This window comes from Acetobacter cibinongensis, assembly GCF_000963925.1.
GTDB classification, from domain to species: domain Bacteria; phylum Pseudomonadota; class Alphaproteobacteria; order Acetobacterales; family Acetobacteraceae; genus Acetobacter; species Acetobacter cibinongensis.
In genome coordinates, this window is record NZ_BAMV01000006.1 from 38429 (window position 1) to 55522 (window position 17094).

A 17094-nucleotide genomic window follows, 5' to 3' on the forward strand; every position below is an offset into this window, starting at 1 on the left:
TGCATGACCCTTCTATAAGATCAATTGATAGTTGCGAATAGCTATTAGTTGCGTATAGAAGGGCGCAACAGGATTTCTTTCCAAGGTTTAAAATTATGTCCCTTCGGCTGGCTACTGCTCGCAGATATCACGCCCGCATGGCTTTGGCTGGGTTGCTTTCCAGTACGGCAGTGCTGGTGGCTCTGCCAGTTCAGGCGCAAACTCAAACACAGTCCACACAGCAACAGCAGGAGACGTCTGAGGCCAAGCGGGATGAGCAGATTGTGGTGAAAGCCAAGCGCCGTAACCAGATGGAGGTTATCAGCGGCGGGCAGCTTGGGGCACTGGGCACCAAACGTGGTCTGGATGTGCCGTTTAATATCCGCAGCTACACGTCCAGCCTTATCCTGAACCAGCAGTCTCAGACATTGGGGGAGGTTCTGGAGAACGATCCATCCGTAAGAACAACCTACGGTTATGGCAACTTTTCAGAAATGTTCATCATTCGCGGACTGGTGCTGAATGGGGATGATATTTCCATTAACGGACTGTATGGCATCACACCGCGGCAACTTGTGTCCCCTCAGCTTTATGATCAGGTGCAGGTGTTAAACGGGGCCAGTGCGTTCCTCAACGGTGCAGCACCCAGTGGGTCCGCTATTGGCGGGAACATTAATCTGATGTTCAAACATGCTGAAAACACCCCGCTTACCCGCATAACCGGTGATTACACCAGTAAGGCCCTTGGCGGTGGCGCATTGGATGTGGGGCGCCGTTTTGGGCGTGACAAGGCTTATGGTCTGCGGTTGAACGTAGCCGGGCGCTCGGGCGAGGACGCTATCGAGCACGAGCGGCGGCATAGTGTGGCGCTGGGTGCAGATTTTGACTGGCATAACGAGACCACACGTGTGTCTGTCGATATGAACTTTCAGAATCAGGGTGTAGACTGGGGCCGCCCTGGCGTTTTTCTGGCAAGTGGTGTCACGCAGGTGCCACGTGCTCCCTCGGCGGGCAAAAATTACGGACAGCCTTGGTCTTACAATGACCTGAACTATATTTTTGGTATGCTCAATGTCGAGCACGATTTATCCAAGCACGTGACGCTTTATGGTGCTTTTGGTGGATTGGGTAGTAATGAAAAAGGGACGTACTCATCCCTTACAGTCAACAATGCGGCAACGGGTAGTGGCACATACGGCAGCATGTATGTGCCCTACGTACAAACCAACGAAAGTACGCGTGCTGGCGTAAGAGCGCATTTTGACACAGGGCCAATTCGGCACGAGGTCAATGCCGGTGGGTCTGCCCTGTGGTCTGAAACGGATACGGCCTACGCTATGGCGTGGGGCACGTCTGCCACGGGTAATCTGTATCATCCCGTTTATTCCGCGCCTTTGGTGCAGAATTTTGTTGGCGGCAACACCAGTAATCCAACACGCACTGCCAATACACGCCTTTATAGTCTATTCTTTTCCGATACCATGACGTTCTGGAAAGATCGTATCGCATTGACGGCAGGGTTCCGTTACCAGAATATGCTGATTAATGGCTATGACTATAACACCACAGCCATGACCAGCCATTATAATCAGGATGCCATAACACCTGTGGTGGGTCTTGTTATTCACCCAACCCGTCAGACGTCCCTGTATTTTAACCGTATTGAAGGCCTATCCCAAGCGCCTACGGCCAGTGGTAACGTCATTAATGTCGGTCAGGTGTTCCCGCCGTATCAGAGCGTGCAATATGAAGTGGGGGCCAAGTATGATGTTGGCCGTTTTAGTACCACACTCGCCTTTTTTCAGGTTTCGCAGCAAAACAGCTATACGGAGCCTTACGGTAATTCCGGCGCGCTTATATATCGCAATGACGGAATGCAGCGGAACCGCGGTGCCGAGCTGAGCATTAATGGCCAGATTATACGTGGTTTGCGTTTTAACGGTGGGGCAACGCTGATTGATGCCAACCTGACGCGCACATCAGGGGGCACAAACAATGGCCATACAGCTATTGGCGTGCCGAATTATACCATTAACGGTAATCTGGAATATGACCTGCCCTTCCTTAAAGGGGGAACGCTGGTCGGGCGTGTGGTAAACACGGGTAAGCAGTGGGTTAATACAGCCAACACCGCGCATTTGCCTGTCTGGACCCGGTTTGATCTTGCTGCCCGTTACACATTTGCTGTGCAGCATAAACCGATGACACTACGTTTTGGCGTCGATAATCTTGCAAACACACGGTACTGGGCTTCATCTTTTAATGGCTACCTGCTTCAGGGGCAGCCGCGTACGTTCAAGTTTTCGGTCTCCGCAGACCTGTAAGAATGGGTGCGTAGGGAGGGCTTTTCCCTCTCTCCTTCCGCGTTGTTGTGCTGCGTGGTCATGCGTAAGACGGAAGCAGTCTGGAAGATGGGCGGATGCCCCTTTTTCTTCCGTATCTAAAGCCACCCTTTGGGTGGCTTTTTCTGTTTTAGGTAAGAAAAAATGCAGGAGAACCGATGTGCCACAGCGGAGGAAGTTGCTCTTTTACGGGAGCGTGTTGCGCGGGTGGAAGGGGCGCATGACTATTTGCAAACGGGGCTGGACGCGCTGCTGCGACAGTTTGCAGATTTGCGGCGTGACCTGACACAGTCCGTTGATGAAAATGCCAGCCGTACACGCCATGAAATTATGGGCAGGGTTGAAGCAATAGGCCGTATGGCACAGCAGAGAGATACGGCGGTCTCGGACCGTTTGGCCCGTATTGAAGGCGGTATCCGGCTGGCAAATTGGATAACAGCCACGCTCATGACCATCGCAACGGCGGTGCTCGGCTGGTCGCAACTGGGGGAAGCCCTGTGGCATTTCCTGATCAGTTTAGTGAACCACCCTGGCGCATTTTAACAGTAAATCGCCAAAAACTCCCTCACGCCAAATAAAAACCAAATGTTTTAGTTTGTAAGGATATACCCATGAAGCAAGCGCTTATTACGGGTGGCAAAATAAGTGGCATTATTACCCTTGTTCCTCTGCTGCTGGCGCAGGTTCCAGAACCCTGGGATACGCTGGTTTGCACAATTATTATCGTGTGCGGCGCACTGGCTACCGTCATTCCCGCGCCGCAGCCTCAATCTGCCTGGTCAGCGCTCTATAAGGGTGTTGCCTTTGTGGGGCTAAATTTTGGATGGGCGGCCAATCATCTGGCCGCTACTCAGGCACAGACAGCGCCGCACAACACAGAGACCCCTGACGCTGACGGCAAAGTGTAAAATTGGATTTGCAAATTTCTGTAAAAATTGAGGGTGTGTCAGGTCCAGAGATGACATCGGGCGTTATGTCACACTACTGCGTGCAGCACGTTATTTGATGCGAAAGGGCGGGGGCGCTGCTTGAGGTGCGGAACATGCACCTCAAACGCGCGTTAGACTTTTCATCAGGGAAGGAAGCCAAGAGATGGAAAAACTATCCAAAGACTTTCAGGCACGCCAAAAGCCGGTGGCACATCTTATTGTTATAGGCAGTGTTATCATGGCGTGGTTTCTCCTTAAGATAGCCGGTCTATTCCGCAAAAAATAGCCTCGGTCTTTTTATCAAAGTGCCGGTCTATAGTCAGAGCCCGTCAGACATTTTGCGTCTGACGGGCTCTTTTTTGTGTTTGTGGCCATTACAGTCAGAGAGCGTGGGCTTTGTTATCTCTCAGGGCTGGAAAGCTCGGGGGTTGAGCGCTGTTCAGTCTGGTGTGCCACTTGGGTTGATGGATCATGCTTCATCCTGGCCCTACAAAGGCGATTCCTCTTTCGTACCAGAGGGATACGGTCTGTCTCGGTGGGGTTGGGATGGAATGCACAGATGCTGCACTGGCTATCCACACGCTTATCCACGTAACCATCCGCAGAATCTGGGGATAACTGTTAAACAGTTAAGGAGGCTATAAATTGAGTTAAAAAGCCTTGAAACGACAAACACCGCCAGAGGCGGTGTTGTATAATCGTTTAACTTGTAAGCTAGCTTCAAACCAGAATGTTCTTTAGAAGAACATTTGGTGCCCAGAAGAAGACTCGAACTTCCACAACCTTTCGGTCACAGGTACCTGAAACCTGCGCGTCTACCAATTCCGCCATCTGGGCTCAAATGGCAACCCGGAGTGTTCCGGGTTGGTGAAGCGGGGTTTACCCTGACCCGGTGGGGGCGTCAACGGGGAAAATAACTTTTTTTGACAATTTTGTGTTTTCTGTTGGTCTGGTCGACCGGGCGGGAAAAGCGCACCCTGTTTGAGGTGGGCTGCTCCCGTACAAACGGCCCAGAAAAATAAAGACTGCATGCAGCGTCTGAGGGAGTGTGGCGTTCACGGTAAAACCCTGTGCCTTCGCAAGGGGCAGGGTGCGAGGCAAACGGAAGAGAAGCATGACCACAGGTAAAATTGCGACAGTATTTGGCGGCAACGGTTTTGTGGGCCGCTATGTTGTCCAGAACCTTGCTGAAGCTGGCTATACGGTACGCGTTGCCAGTCGTCGTCCTGACTTGGCAGCCCAGTTGCGGCCGCTGGGACGGGTGGGGCAGATAGCGCCATTTTATGCGTCTGTGCTGGATGATGAGTCTGTTCGGTTTGTTGTGCAGGGGGCGGAGACCGTTATCAATCTGGTTGCCGTGCTGGGCTCTTCTGCCCGACAGGGATTGGATGCGGTGAATGTTCAGGGCGCAGAGCGTGTGGCGCGTATGGCAGCGCAAGCCGGTGTGACACGGTTTGTGCATATGTCCGCGCTTGGTGCTGCGGCCAATGCGCCCTCTGCCTACGCGCGCAGCCGTGCAGCGGGTGAAGAGGCTGTGACAGGACATTTCCCAACAGCAACCCTCATCCGACCCTCCGTGATTTTCGGGCCTGATGACCGGTTTTTCAATCTATTCGCCACACTGGCCCGCTATCTTCCTGTGTTGCCGGTCTATGGAGCCAACACACGGCTTCAGCCTGTTTTTGTGGGCGATGTGGCACAGGTTGTGGCGCGTGCAGGGTGGGATGCCGCCTTGGCCGGGCAGACGTTCTCATTGGGTGGCCCGGATATTCTGACCATGCGGGAAATTTACCAATGGGTGCTTAAGGCAACGCACCGGAGCAAGCCCCTGTTTGCGGTGCCGTCAGGGCTGGCAAAATTGCAGGCGGCCTTTTTTGAGCATTTGCCCGGCAAGCTTATCACGCGGGATCAACTCCTTATGCTCTCCCGGGACAATGTGGTGCCGCCCGGCACTCCCGGTTTTGCTGAACTGGGTATGGTGCCCCGCAGTGTGGAGGAGTGCGTGCCGTTCTATCTGGACAGATTCCGGCCGGGCGGAGGGCGTTCAGGAACTGTTGTTATAAAATAAGGGTTTAGAGATAAATTGGTCCGAAATGATACATAATTATCTGAGGGATATTATATTATCCGGCATGAAATTCTGAAAAAATACAGAAAGGACAGCATTGCTGCCTTTTCAAGATGGAAGGCTACGGGCTACCTGATTTCAGCACATTTGGGCGTGGTCCGTTTGCCATGCCCTTTCGCCGGGAAGAGCCTCCATGACCACACCGATGCTGAAATTTATCTCCGTTGCGCAAAAGCAGCCTGACAAGCGGACCGCACAGGTCCGCCGGGCGGACTTTGCGGAAATTTACGAAGACTTCAGACCAGCGGATGCGGCAGATCAGGCCAGCCGGTGCTCGCAATGTGGTGTGCCATTCTGCTCCGTTCATTGCCCGTTGGGGAACAATATTCCCGACTGGTTGATGCTGACTGCAAATGGCAGGCTGGAGGAGGCGTATGAAGTCTCTTCAGCAACCAATTCCTTCCCCGAAATCTGTGGCCGCATCTGCCCGCAGGACCGCCTGTGTGAAGGCAACTGCGTGATTGAGCCGGGGTTTGAGAGTGTTACTATTGGTGCGGTAGAGCGCTATATTACGGATACTGCGTTTGAGAAGGGATGGGTCAAGCCAACCCGCCCGGTACGCGAGCGTACAGAATCGGTTGCCATTATCGGGGCAGGGCCAGCCGGGCTTGCTGCGGCGGACCGGTTACGGGCCAAAGGCTATCAGGTGCATGTTTATGACCGTTATGACCGCGTAGGCGGCCTGCTGGTTTATGGTATTCCCGGCTTCAAGCTGGAAAAAGAGATTGTTGCCCGCAGGCATGCCCTGCTGGAAGAAAGCGGCGTTGTTTTTCATCTGGGTCAGGCTGTTGGTGATAGTGAAGGCGAGCTTTCCTTTGCAGCCCTGCGCCAGCAGCATCAGGCTGTGCTGATTGCAACCGGCGTTTACAAATCTCGCGAGATCGGGGGGCCGGGGGCTGGGCTGGCAGGGATTGAGCGGGCGCTTGATTATCTGACCGCATCCAACCGCCGCTCTCTGGGAGACACGTTGCCGGAGCAGGATGAATCAGCCCTTAACGCTGCCGGGAAAGACGTTGTGGTGCTGGGTGGTGGGGACACCGCTATGGACTGCGTCCGCACGGCCATTCGCCAAGGTGCAAAATCCGTAAAATGCCTTTACCGCCGTGACAAGACCAACATGCCCGGCTCTGCCCGCGAAGTGAAAAATGCGGAAGAGGAAGGTGTGGAATTTGTCTGGCTGGCAGCACCGGAAGCCTTTGTAGGTGAGGGCACGGTTACAGGTGTACGCGCTACCCGCATGAAACTGGGTATGGCGGATGCCACAGGCCGGCAGGCTGTTGAACCGCTGGAAAACAGCTCTTTTACGCTTGAGGCAGATCTGGTCATCAAAGCGCTGGGTTTTGACCCGGAGCCTCTGCCAGAGCAGTGGGGCCAGCAAGATCTGGCAGTGTCCCGTTGGGGTACGCTTAAGGTAGGGCAAAACAGCTTCATGACCAACCTGCCGGGTGTCTTTGCCGCTGGTGATATTGTGCGCGGCGCCAGCCTTGTTGTGTGGGCCATTCGGGATGGCCGCGACGCCGCAGACCGTATTCACTCATGGATTCAAGAACACGCATCGGCCGAAGCCGTGGCGGAGCAGGGATAATGGACATGGATAAGCTCCAGAACACAGGGCGCGGTGAAAGCGCAGAAGAATTTTTCACGGCATGGGATGCAAACGTAGAAGCCCTAGAAGGTCTTTATGACCCTGCGGACGAACGGGATTCCTGTGGTGTTGGCCTGATTGCCGCCCTTGATGGCAAACGCCGCCGGGACGTGGTTGAAGCTGGTATTGCCGCCCTGAGCGCCATCTGGCACCGAGGCGCTGTGGATGCTGACGGTAAAACAGGGGATGGCGCTGGTATTCACGTTGAAATCCCGCAGGATTTCTTTGCCGATGCCATAACCAGCACAGGCGATCAGCCAGAAGACGGCACCATTATTGCCGTTGGTCAGGTGTTCCTGCCAAAAACGGACATGGTGGCGCAGGAACAGTGCCGCCAGATTATTGAAACTGAAATTCTGGCCTTTGGCTACGGCATTTATGGCTGGCGTCAGGTGCCTATAGACACATCCTGCATTGGTGAAAAAGCCAACGCAACACGGCCGGAAATTGAACAGATCATGATCCGCAACCTGCCCGGTAAGGCAGAGGATGCGTTTGAACGTGACCTGTATGTGATCCGCCGTAAAATTGAAAAAGCAGCTATTGCAGCACAGGTCGACCTGTATATCTGCTCGCTGTCATGCCGGTCCATTATCTATAAAGGTATGTTTCTGGCGGAACATCTGACCATCTTCTATCCCGATCTGCGGGATGAGCGGTTTGTCAGCCGTTTTGCCATTTATCACCAGCGCTATTCCACCAACACCTTCCCGACATGGAAGCTGGCGCAGCCTTTCCGGCGTTTGGCGCATAATGGTGAAATCAACACCATTTCCGGCAACATCAACTGGATGAAGAGCCACGAAACCCGGCTGTCTCACCCAGACCTTGACCCATGGATGGCAGATATCAAGCCGCTGGTGCAGGCGGGTGGTTCTGATACGGCCGTGCTGGATAACGTGTTTGAACTGCTGACATTTGCCGGGCGGGATGCGCCTGCCGTCAAGTCTTTGATGATTCCGGCCAGCGTGGGGGGGAATTCCTCCATGAAGCAGAGCCATAAGGACATGTTTGCGTACTGCAACGCTGTCATGGAGCCATGGGATGGCCCCGCCGCCCTGTGCGCCACTGATGGCCGCTGGGTTGTGGCCGGGCTGGACCGCTCCGGCCTGCGCCCGCTGCGTTATACGGTTACGGCGGACGGCCTGCTTATTGTGGGGTCTGAAACCGGTATGGTGCGCGTGCCGGAAAGCAATGTGGTGTCCCGCGGGCGGCTTGGCCCGGGGGATGTCATTGGTGTTGATCTGCACGAGCCCAAACTGTACGGCAATGAAGAGTTGCTGGACCTTCTGGCCAGCCGTCAGGAGTTTTCATCCTGGATTGGCCGTATCCAGAAAATTGGGTCCGTTGTCCGTTCAGATGTGACAGAACCAGTCAATTACGACACGGAAACCCTGCGCCGCCGCCAGTTGGCTGTTGGCACTACGCTGGAAGAACTTGAAGCCATCCTTCACCCGATGGTGGAAACCGGCAGTGAAGCCATTGGCTCCATGGGGGATGATACACCTCTGGCCGTGCTCTCGCCGCGCTATCGTGGGTTGTCGCACTATTTCCGGCAGGGCTTCAGTCAGGTTACCAACCCGCCAATTGACTCCCTGCGTGAATCGCGCGTGATGAGCCTTGTGACGCGGCTTGGTAATCTGGGTAACATTCTGGACCAGTCAGCAGACCAGTGTGAAATGCTGCAACTGCCCAGCCCAGTCCTGACATCTGGCGAGTATGAAGGGCTTGTTGCGTTCTGTGGTGCGTCCGGCTGTGTGGTGGATTGCACCTTTGCGGTAGCCGAGGGGGAAGCCGGACTGCGGGATGCCATTACCCGCATCCGCCGGGAAGCAGAAGATGCCGTGCGCGGTGGCTGCACGCATGTGTTTCTGAGTGATGAAGGCCAGTCAGCAGATCGCGCCTATATTCCCATGATTCTGGCTACGGCTGCGGTGCATACGCATCTGGTCCGTAACTCCTTGCGGACATTCACATCCCTGAACGTGCGTACCTCCACAGCGCTGGATGTTCACGCTATTGCCGTGACCATTGGTGTCGGGGCGACAACTGTAAACCCCTATCTGGCACAGGAATGTATTGCAGACCGTCACCGCCGTGGGCTGTTTGATAAACTGACCCTGCGTGAATGCATGGAACGCTACCGTAAAGCGGTAGATAAAGGCCTGCTCAAGATCATGTCCAAGATGGGTATTTCCATCATGGCTTCTTACCGTGGCGGGTGTAATTTTGAGGCCGTGGGCCTGTCCCGTGCGCTGACGGCAGAGTTCTTCCCCGGTATGCCATCCCGTATTTCCGGTATTGGTCTGCCCGGTATTGCCCGCAATGTGAAAACTTTCCATGATGAAGCATGGAACACGGCCAGCCTGACCCTGCCGGTGGGGGGCCTGTATAAAATGCGGCGTGGTGGGGAGCAGCATGCCTTTGACGGCACGCTCATTCACATGCTGCAAACTGCTGTGGCAACCGACAGTTTTACAATCTACAAGCGGTATGCTGATGCCGTGCGCGCCCAGCCGCCCGTTGCCCTGCGTGACCTGCTGGACTTCCGTGAAGGCCGTACACCTATTCCGGTAGAAGAGGTGGAAAGCATTACCCAGTTGCGTAAACGCCTGATTGCACCAGCAATTTCCCTTGGTGCCCTCAGCCCGGAAGCGCACGAGACCCTGTCTATCGCCATGAACCGTATTGGCGCTAAGTCAGACTCAGGTGAGGGTGGGGAAGACCCGGCCCGCGCCAAGCCGCGCGCCAACGGGGATAATGCGTCTTCTGCCATCAAGCAGGTGGCCTCTGGCCGCTTTGGTGTGACCGCGCAGTATTTGAATGACTGCCGCGAGCTTGAAATTAAAATGGCACAGGGTGCCAAACCGGGTGAAGGCGGGCAGTTGCCGGGCTTTAAGGTAACGCAGCTTATTGCAAAGCTGCGCCATGCCACCCCTGGCGTGACCCTTATTTCTCCCCCGCCGCACCACGATATTTATTCCATCGAAGATCTGGCGCAGCTTATTTATGACCTGAAGCAGATTAACCCGGATGCAACGGTTACAGTTAAGCTGGTGGCCCGTTCAGGCATTGGCACCATTGCAGCCGGTGTGGCCAAGGCAAAGGCTGATGCCATCCTTATTTCCGGCCACTCCGGTGGTACCGGGGCAAGCCCGCAGACATCCGTTAAATATGCGGGCCTGCCGTGGGAGCTGGGGCTGGCGGAAACGCACCAGGTGCTCATGCTCAACCGCCTGCGCCACCGCGTAAAACTGCGGACCGATGGGGGCATTAAAACCGGGCGTGACGTGGTGATAGCCGCCATGCTGGGTGCGGAAGAGTTTGGTATTGGTACAGCCAGCCTTGTTGCCATGGGCTGCATTATGGTGCGCCAGTGCCACTCCAACACCTGCCCGGTTGGCGTGTGCTCTCAGGATGAAGAACTGCGGAAAAAGTTTGAAGGTACACCGGAAAAGGTCATCAACCTCTTCTCCTTCATTGCGGAAGATGTCCGTAATATTCTGGCAGAACTGGGCTTCCGGACACTGAATGAGGTCATTGGCCGAACAGATCTGCTGCGTCAGGTTTCACGTGGAGCAGATTATCTGGACGACCTGGACCTCAACTCCCTGCTGTCTCAGGCAGACCCCGGCCCGTATGCCCGTTATTGCACACTGGAAGGCCGGAACGAGGTACCAGACACACTGGACGCCCAGATGATAGGGGATGCAAAACCCCTGTTTGACCACGGTGAGAAAATGCAACTGCACTACAATGTGCAGAACACGCAGCGCGCCATTGGCACGCGTATTTCCTCACTCATTGTCCGGCAATATGGCATGAAAACACTGGCACCCGGTCACCTGACCGTGCGCCTGCGCGGGTCTGCCGGGCAGTCTCTTGGGGCCTTTGCTGTGCAGGGCCTGAAGCTGGAAGTGCTGGGGGATGCCAATGACTATGTTGGCAAAGGCCTGTCGGGTGCTACCATTACGTTGCGTCCGCCTGCTTCCTCACGGCTTGTTTGCAACCAGAATGCCATTATTGGCAACACGGTGCTGTACGGTGCAACCGCAGGTGAACTGTTTGCCTCCGGGCAGGCCGGTGAACGCTTTGCCGTGCGTAATTCTGGCGCAACCGCCGTGGTGGAAGGCTGTGGCTCCAATGCCTGCGAATATATGACCGGCGGTACGGTTGTTATTCTGGGTGATATTGGGGACAATTTTGGCGCAGGCTTTACTGGCGGCATGGCGTTTGTGCTGGACCAAACTGACAGCTTTGAGCGCAAGGTTAACCCGGAAACACTCCTCTGGACCCGTATGGTGCCGGGTGAGTGGGCGGATAAGCTGCGCGAGCTGGTAGAACGGCATGTGGCAGAAACGGGTTCCCCTTACGCCACCACGCTGTTGCATAAGTGGGATGAGATCCTGCCCCACTTCTGGCAGATTGTTCCAACGGAGTATGCCAAGATTATCGGCTTTGAAGCCCCGGCACAGCCCCTCAAACAAACGGCGTAAAACCTGACACAGGCAGGCCAGTCCCTCGGAAGAGCCGCATTGCAGCAGCTTTTTCAGGGGGCTGGCCCGTTTGTTTTGAGCCAGACCGCTTTTGTGCACCGTGGTTGCCAAAACTATGCTACCAAACTTTACCCCTCTTTTTTGAGAGATAACGAAATTCTTTGAAAATCAAATAGATAGCTAGATGCCCCGAAAAAAAGGGTAAAATGGCTAAACAGGCAATAAACCGCAGTTTCTCAAAGCGTTAGCCAAAATTTGCTCTAGTTCACTGCCGCACAGGCAGCTCAGAAAAACCTGCAAATTGACTAGAAAATCAGAATTAAGTTCACTGCCGCAAAGGCAGTTCCCACACGTTCTTCAACGCCATCGCCAGAGCTGCATTGGATGTGAAGCCCTGTTGTGTGCAGATGCTCTCGCCTCATTTCAAAATGCACTGTAGGGTGAGGGCATGGAACATACAGCGCATTTCCTTCGTTCGTCCTCGCGTCCGGCCTTAGCGGCGGAAGCAGGTGTTGCCACAGCGGCTCAGGCACAGCACGGGGCTGGGGATACTCTGCCCCGGTGGGATCTTTCCGCGCTTTATAGTGGGATGGAAGATCCGGCACTGGCGCAGGATCTGGCAGATGCCCAGACGCAGGCCTCAGCCTTTTCTGCCCGTTATCAGGGTAAGCTGGCCAGCCTGTCCGCCGCCCAGTTGGCCCAAGCCATTGTGGAGAGCGAAGCGATTGATGAAAAGCTGGGCAAGGCCGGGTCTTATGCGTCCCTACTGTTTGCAGCCAATTCATCAGACCCTGCTATCAGCCGGTTCAGCCAGTCCATCAACGAACGCCTGACAGATATTTCAGGAGACCTTCTGTTCTTCACGCTGGAAATCAACCGGCTGGAAGAGGCTGACCTTGAGGAAAAACTGAAAGACCCGGCCCTTGCGCATTGGGCTCCCTTCTTGCGGGATACACGGCTGTTCCGCCCGCACCAGCTTTCTGATGCCGTTGAAAAAGTGCTGCTTGAAAAATCCGTAACAGGAGCCCAGTCATGGTGCCGCCTGTTTGATGAGACGATTGCCGCCCTGCGCGTCACGCTGGATGGTGAGAGCGTAACCGTTGGGGATGCCCTGAACCGCCTGTCAGATACAGACCGCGCAGTGCGGGAGCGGGCAGGTAAGGCGGTAGGCGCTGTCTTTGCAGATAATATCCGCCTGTTTGCGCTTATTACCAATACGCTGGCTAAAGATAAGGCCATTACGGATAACCTGCGCCAGTTTGCACGGCCTACATCCTCCCGCAACCTGAGCAACATGGTTGAAGATGAGGTGGTGGATGCGCTGGTTTCTGCCGTGCGGGCGGATTACCCACGCCTTGCCCATCGTTATTACGGCCTGAAAGCCAAATGGATGGGGCTGGAAAAACTGGAGCATTGGGACCGCAATGCCCCGCTGCCCGGTACGGAAGACCGCAAAATTGCGTGGGATGAAGCCAAGTCCATTGTGCAGAAAGCCTATACGGACTTTGACCCCCGCATGGGTGCCGTTATTAACACGTTCCTGACCAGTCCGTGGATTGACGTGCCACCCGCACCCGGAAAAAGCCCCGGCGCTTTTGCCCATCCTACGGTGCCATCTGCCCATCCGTTTATTCTGCTCAACTATCACGGGCGCACGCGGGATGTGATGACTCTGGCGCATGAGTTGGGGCATGGGGTGCATCAGGTTCTGGCCGCCAAGCAAGGCTATTACCTGTCCAACACACCGTTGACACTGGCGGAGACTGCCAGCGTGTTTGGGGAAATGCTGACCTTCCAGTCCCTGCTGGATGCAGAGCAGGACCCCGCCCGCAAGCGTACTTTGCTGGCAGGCAAGGTGGAGGACATGCTCAATACCGTTGTGCGCCAGATTGCGTTTTACGAATTTGAAACCCGCGTGCATGATGAGCGTAAGAAAGGCGAGCTTCTGCCAGAACGGATTGGTGAAATCTGGCAGCAGGTACAGACAGAAAGCCTTGGTCCAGCCTTTAACTTCACCTCAGACTATGATGTGTTCTGGGCCTATATTCCGCACTTCATTCATTCCCCGTTCTATGTGTATGCCTATGCGTTTGGGGATTGTCTGGTCAATGCGCTGTATGGTGTGTTCAACGAAGGCGCTCCGGGTTTTCAGGACAAATACATCGCCATGCTGGAAGCCGGTGGCACCCTGCGCCACAAGGAGCTTCTGGCGCCCTTCGGGCTGGATGCGTCTGACCCGCAATTCTGGAAAAAAGGGCTGGATGTTATTTCCGGCTTCATTGACCAACTGGAACAGGTCTAACCCATGGCCGAACGCGACTTAGATAACAGTGGTATGCTGGGTGAACTGCGCCGCATGGTGCAGACCACCGGCACAGTTGGGGGCATTGCCGCGCGCTTTGCTGGCCATAAAATGGGCTTGCGGACCGGCGGCGGCGCTTACGCAGAAGACCTGAAGGGTGTTCTGGGCGGGCTGAAAGGCCCGTTGATGAAAGCAGCCCAGCTTCTGGCCACAATTCCCGGCGCATTGCCGGAAGAATATGCCAAGGAAATGGCGGAGCTTCAGTCCAACGCTCCGCCAATGGGCTGGAACTTTGTGCGCCGCCGCATGACGGCAGAACTGGGTGCCGGGTGGGAGAAAAACTTCCGTTCCTTCGGGCGCGAAGCGTCTGCTGCCGCAAGTTTGGGGCAGGTGCATCAGGCTATCCTTACGGATGGTCGCCGCGTTGCCTGCAAACTCCAGTACCCGGACATGAAGGCAGCCGTAGAGTCTGACCTCAGGCAGTTCCGTATGGCTATTGGTGTCTACCATAAGCTTGATAACGCCATCCGGCAGGATGACGTTGTGGAGGAACTGACCGAGCGCCTGCATGAAGAGCTGGACTATAAGCGTGAGGCCGCAAATATGCGCCTCTACCGCACTATTTTGTCCGAATGTCCTGAAATTACGGTGCCCCAACCCGTTGATGAACTCTCCACCCAGCGTTTGCTGACTATGGAGTGGGTGAATGGCCGTAACCTGAACGCCGCCATTGAGGCTGGTTTGACGGAAGAGCAGAAAAAGAAGATTGCCCGCACCCTGTTCCGGGCATGGTATCTTCCGCTGTATCGCTACGGGGTCGTGCACGGTGACCCGCATATGGGCAACTTTACCCTGCGGGAAGACTGCGGCCTGAACCTGCTGGATTTTGGCGCAATCCGTATTTTCCGCCCCTCCTTTATCAAGGGAAATATTGACCTCTACCGTGCGCTGGAAACCAAGGACAAAGCGCTGGCCACCCAAGCCTATGCCGCATGGGGCTTTACAGGCTTAACGCCCGAGAAGGTGGATGTGCTGAATGAGTGGGCTGGTTTTCTGTTCGGCCCCCTGATGGACGACCGGGAGCGCTATATTCAGGATAGCGAGAACCCCGGATTTGGCCGGGAAGTGCTCAGCAAGGTGCATGACGGCCTGCAACGTACAGGTGGCGTAAGGCTCCCGCGTGAATTTGTGCTGGTGGACCGTTCAGCCGTTGGGTTGGGGTCAGTCTTTATGCGGCTGAAGGTGAAAATGAACTGGTGCCAGCTCTTCCGGGAGATTGTTGGTGAATTTGATGAGGCCGCACTGGCAGCCCGCCAGAAAGCCGCTATTGAGGCTGCTCGGTTCCCGGAGCCTCCCGTCTTTTAAGGTGTAGGAGCTACAGCCCTCTTGCGCAAATGCGCCCTCCGCGTTCTTGAAGAGCGCGGAGGGCCGTCAGGCTCAGTATGCCTGATAATCCGCTTTTTTCAGGTGTGCCTCGTTGTAGCTCAGTTGGTCCTTGGTCAACTGGAAACCAACCTCAAACCGGTAATCAGAGTCCGTATTCTTAGGCACAATAGGCAGGTCCACCGTTACAACCTTGGTGTCCGTCGTGAAGCTGGACAGGTTGGCGGGGAACTGGAACGTGTGACGGAACACATGTTTGTTTACAATCTTGTCCCCATGCAGCACGGCAACAAACCATGGCAGCGTGATGGTGCCATTCTGGGCGGCCATGCCACGGCTGACGACAAAACGCAGCGCGATTCGGGTTTTAAGATCTTTCTTGCCCGCAGCCAGACAGTCCCCTTGAAGTTTGAGAATGCTGGCGCGTGTGATCAGGTGCGGGAAGGTAGTGGTCTTGCCGTCATAGGTATAAAAATCGGCCGCTTCTGGCGGAATATGTGTCAGGGGGCAGCTTGGGGCAAAGGCCATGGACTGGTCTTCTTCATCCCCACACCCGGACAGCGGGGTGAGCAGGCCAAGTCCCACAAGACCATACAGCGCAAGGCGCGGTAAAAGGCGGCGTGGGCGGGGAAGGTCATGCGACATATGCGAATCCGGGTTTTTCAGTTAACAGGGTAGAACAAGCCAGAATAAAACCATAAACAGTGGTATATCTGCCAGATGCGGGGAGGAAAGCCCTAAAACGGCTTGCATCCGTCCCGCGCTTTGCGTAGGCCATGCGCAACGGTTACCGTACCTTCTCCGGGTTTCGGGCATAGCCTCTTTCTTATATGCTTTGTCATATTCTGTCTCTTCTATATCGTTTGCCGCAAGTTTGGGGAACACCATGCCCGATCAAACTCAAACCATTGTCCCGGTCGATACCACTCAGGCCGTGCACGATAAGACCCTGAAAGTCCTTCTGGCTGGCCCGCGCGGGTTCTGCGCCGGGGTAGACCGCGCCATCCGCGTGGTGGAGGAAGCCATCCGCCGCTATGGCGCACCTGTCTATGTGCGCCACGAAATTGTGCATAACCGCACGGTTGTGGAGGAGCTTGAAGCTCAGGGTGCCATTTTTGTGGAAGAACTGGACGAAGTGCCACCTGATGGCCACGTTGTCTTCTCCGCTCATGGTGTGCCCAAAACCGTTCCTGCTGAGGCAGAGCGCCGCAACCTACTGTATCTAGATGCAACCTGCCCGCTGGTGTCTAAAGTGCACCGTGAGGCAGAGCGCCACTTTGCAGGTGGTGGCCCGGAAAGCCGCCATATTCTGATGATTGGCCATGCAGGCCATCCGGAAGTGGTGGGGACCATGGGCCAGTTGCCGGTGGGTGCTGTCACACTGATTAACGATGCGGAAGAAGCCCGCACCGTGAAACCAGCAGACCCGTCCCGTCTGGCCTTCATTACCCAGACCACGCTTTCTGTTGATGATACGGCAGAGATTGTTGATATCCTGCGTGAGCGCTTTCCTCTGATTGAAGGCCCGAAGCGTGAGGATATCTGCTACGCCACCACCAACCGTCAGGAAGCTGTGAAGGCCATAGCGCCTGAGTGTGATCTGGTGATTGTCATTGGCTCTCCCAACTCCTCCAACTCACAGCGGCTGCGGGAAGTAGCGGAACGCTCAGGGGCACGCCGTGCCCTGCTGGTGCCCCGCCTGAACGAGCTTGACTGGTCTGTGCTGGAAGGCGTGAAAACGCTGGGTATTACTGCTGGTGCCTCTGCTCCGGAAGCACTGGTGCAGGAAATGGTGGCAGAGCTGGCCAAGCGCTACACGCTGTGCATTGATGAGCGGACAGTGAAGGAAGAAAACGTGATCTTCCGTCTGCCCGCACCGCTCGGCTAAGG

General features: G+C 55.4%; 10 protein-coding genes and 1 tRNA gene. 9 read left to right on the forward strand and 2 right to left on the reverse strand.

The genetic code is table 11. The features are described 5' to 3' along the window. Positions 1 to 95 precede the first annotated feature (95 nt). The 3 genes from Abci_RS02865 (at position 96) to Abci_RS02875 (ending at position 3229) form a co-directional block, all read left to right on the forward strand. Complete coding sequence (locus tag Abci_RS02865; RefSeq protein WP_048837651.1) at positions 96 to 2303, forward strand: TonB-dependent receptor; 2208 nt, start codon at positions 96 to 98, stop codon at positions 2301 to 2303. Positions 2304 to 2465: 162 nt separating this feature from the next. Beyond that, the gene (locus Abci_RS02870; protein WP_048837652.1) at positions 2466 to 2864 is read left to right on the forward strand and encodes a hypothetical protein; all 399 of its coding nucleotides are present in this window, start codon (positions 2466 to 2468) and stop codon (positions 2862 to 2864) included. 68 nt (positions 2865 to 2932) lie between these two features. Next, complete coding sequence (locus Abci_RS02875; RefSeq protein ID WP_048837653.1) at positions 2933 to 3229, forward strand: hypothetical protein; 297 nt, start codon at positions 2933 to 2935, stop codon at positions 3227 to 3229. Between the two features lie 771 nt (positions 3230 to 4000). Here the strand turns inward: Abci_RS02875 and Abci_RS02880 are convergent. Continuing rightward, a tRNA-Leu gene (locus tag Abci_RS02880) sits at positions 4001 to 4087 on the reverse strand. A gap of 277 nt (positions 4088 to 4364) precedes the next feature. On the opposite strand from Abci_RS02880, the gene Abci_RS02885 reads away from it, so the two are divergent. The 5 genes from Abci_RS02885 to Abci_RS02905 all read left to right on the forward strand — a co-directional run bounded on the left by Abci_RS02885 (position 4365) and on the right by Abci_RS02905 (position 15186). Then, positions 4365 to 5318, forward strand: a complete 954-nt coding sequence (locus tag Abci_RS02885; RefSeq protein ID WP_048837655.1) for a complex I NDUFA9 subunit family protein — start codon at positions 4365 to 4367, stop codon at positions 5316 to 5318. 193 nt (positions 5319 to 5511) lie between these two features. Next, on the forward strand, positions 5512 to 6963 hold the full coding sequence (locus Abci_RS02890; RefSeq protein ID WP_048837656.1) for an NAD(P)-dependent oxidoreductase: 1452 nt from the start codon (positions 5512 to 5514) through the stop codon (positions 6961 to 6963). Between the two features lie 5 nt (positions 6964 to 6968). Continuing rightward, the gene (gltB, locus tag Abci_RS02895) at positions 6969 to 11519 is read left to right on the forward strand and encodes a glutamate synthase large subunit (protein WP_371861362.1); all 4551 of its coding nucleotides are present in this window, start codon (positions 6969 to 6971) and stop codon (positions 11517 to 11519) included. 448 nt (positions 11520 to 11967) lie between these two features. Continuing rightward, on the forward strand, positions 11968 to 13821 hold the full coding sequence (locus tag Abci_RS02900) for a M3 family oligoendopeptidase (protein ID WP_048837658.1): 1854 nt from the start codon (positions 11968 to 11970) through the stop codon (positions 13819 to 13821). A 3-nt stretch (positions 13822 to 13824) separates the two neighbouring features. Then, the gene (locus tag Abci_RS02905) at positions 13825 to 15186 is read left to right on the forward strand and encodes an ABC1 kinase family protein (protein ID WP_048837659.1); all 1362 of its coding nucleotides are present in this window, start codon (positions 13825 to 13827) and stop codon (positions 15184 to 15186) included. Between the two features lie 72 nt (positions 15187 to 15258). Here Abci_RS02905 and Abci_RS02910 read toward each other — a convergent pair whose 3' ends face one another. Further along, complete coding sequence (locus Abci_RS02910; RefSeq protein WP_048837660.1) at positions 15259 to 15849, reverse strand: hypothetical protein; 591 nt, start codon at positions 15847 to 15849, stop codon at positions 15259 to 15261. Between the two features lie 241 nt (positions 15850 to 16090). Between Abci_RS02910 and ispH the strand changes: the two genes are divergently transcribed. Continuing rightward, positions 16091 to 17092, forward strand: a complete 1002-nt coding sequence (ispH, locus tag Abci_RS02915) for a 4-hydroxy-3-methylbut-2-enyl diphosphate reductase (protein WP_048837662.1) — start codon at positions 16091 to 16093, stop codon at positions 17090 to 17092. Positions 17093 to 17094 lie beyond the last annotated feature (2 nt).